Source organism: Pseudoduganella sp. RAF53_2 (assembly GCF_052113985.1).
Lineage (GTDB): Bacteria > Pseudomonadota > Gammaproteobacteria > Burkholderiales > Burkholderiaceae_D > Rugamonas.
In genome coordinates, this window is record NZ_JBFRDW010000966.1 from 1 (window position 1) to 1493 (window position 1493).

A 1493-nucleotide genomic window follows, 5' to 3' on the forward strand; every position below is an offset into this window, starting at 1 on the left:
CCAACCAGGCTGGCTGCCATGCTACCCAGTTTGAAGGCCGCGCCGCTCTTCAGGCCGAAGACCATGAAGCCGTCATCCACGCTAGCGAAATATTTGCTGTTATTGTTGCCCGGGCAAACGATCGGGCTGGTGCAAGAACCTAAATCGCTACCATCGACGATCGCGCCGGCAAGGCCGCCAGGGCTGCCGCTGAAAGTCTGGTACCAATACGCGCCGTCCTCGTTATAGCTGTTGTCGAACATGAGGTTCGGGTCGGAATTATTGAAATTGAGTACACCTGCCTGTGCCATGCTGCCAGCAGCCAGCGCTGCCGCACAAATGAGGTGCTTCACGATCTTGCTTGCACTTGGTGCTTTATAAGAAATTTTAGCCACGGAATCCCCTGGATAGTTGAACTCGTTAAATCGAGCAGCCCCACCTTTTGGATGAAGTTGCTGCCTACCAACTTACCTGCCGGCCACTCCCATTACCGACGGTCGAGTTGTCTAAGCATTAACCGTGCCTATGAAATATTTTCAAAAAAATCAGTAAGTTGTTACCACATCACTTTTGCAATGTAATCAAACTGTAAAGAAAACCGACAATTTTATGACTGAAATATGACAAATAGCGCAGGCAGACGCCTGCGTTTAAGAGGAAAAACGACTTAATCGACGCGGCCGCCGGGGCCGGTGGGGAGGATGCGGCAGTAGCCATTCACACAGCCGACCGCAGGTTCAGGAAGGTATTCGCAGGTGCCCGCCACGCCTTCGGCGGCGGCTTTTTGATTGGCGATCTTGCGCAAGGCAGTGAAACGTTCCGCCAACTGCTTCGCCTCGGGCAAATTTGCACCGGACATGGCCAGCCAGGCGGACGGGCCGCCGCACATGCGCTCGCCGACCGGCAGCGCGTGGCAGTCGGCAGCCGCCTTGCAGGTGGATGAAGCTTCCAGCGCGCGCAGCTTTTGCATCAGGCTCTCGGCGCTTTCATCTTTAGACGGCATCGTGGCAGGTCCGTTGGCGCACGCCGTAATCGCCAGGCCCAGCAAGGCTCCGGCGGCAGTCAGTGCGAGGATGAGTGGAAGTCGCATGAGCCCATCATCGGCCTGCGGCGGCGTGCCGTCAAGCGTGCGGATGTGTAGCGTCGAGCAGGCGCAACGCCGTGCCGCGCGCAACGGCCTGCGTGCGGTTGCGGACGCCAAGCGTTTTGTAGATGCGCTGTAAGTGGTTCTTCACGGTCAGTCCGCTGATACCAAGGATCTGTCCGACTTCATCATTGCTTTTACCTTCGCGTACCCAGTGCAGGATTTCCATTTCACGCCGGCTGACAGGACGGGCATTCTCCCCCCGCGCAGGCGCCGCACCACTCCCCTGTCCGATCCTCAGCATGGCCAGGTGCAGTTGCGGCAGCAGCAATTCCAGGAAGTAGGCGTGGCGCGCGTGCGGGCGTTGCGGCATGCCGAACAAGGCAAAGAAGGTCGCGCCACCCGCCAGTTTTTCCGTGCCGTGCAGGAG

Annotated in this window: 3 protein-coding genes; all 3 read right to left on the reverse strand. The window is 58.1% G+C overall.

From position 1 onward, the window contains the following. Positions 1-332, reverse strand: a 332-nt coding sequence (locus tag AB4Z11_RS31470) for a hypothetical protein (protein ID WP_442030073.1), incomplete at its 3' end; no start/stop codon positions are given. Positions 333-646: 314 nt separating this feature from the next. Next, entirely contained in the window at positions 647-1069 is a 423-nt protein-coding gene (locus AB4Z11_RS31475) for a hypothetical protein (protein ID WP_442030075.1), read from the reverse strand. 31 nt (positions 1070-1100) lie between these two features. Then, a partial coding sequence (locus tag AB4Z11_RS31480) for a LuxR C-terminal-related transcriptional regulator (RefSeq protein WP_442030077.1) occupies positions 1101-1493 on the reverse strand: 393 nt, incomplete at its 5' end.

Coding starts and splice junctions, on each gene's coding strand:
- AB4Z11_RS31475 (WP_442030075.1), bottom strand. CDS start 1,069: ATGCGACTTCCACTCATCCTCGCACTGACTGCCGCCGGAGCCTTGCTG.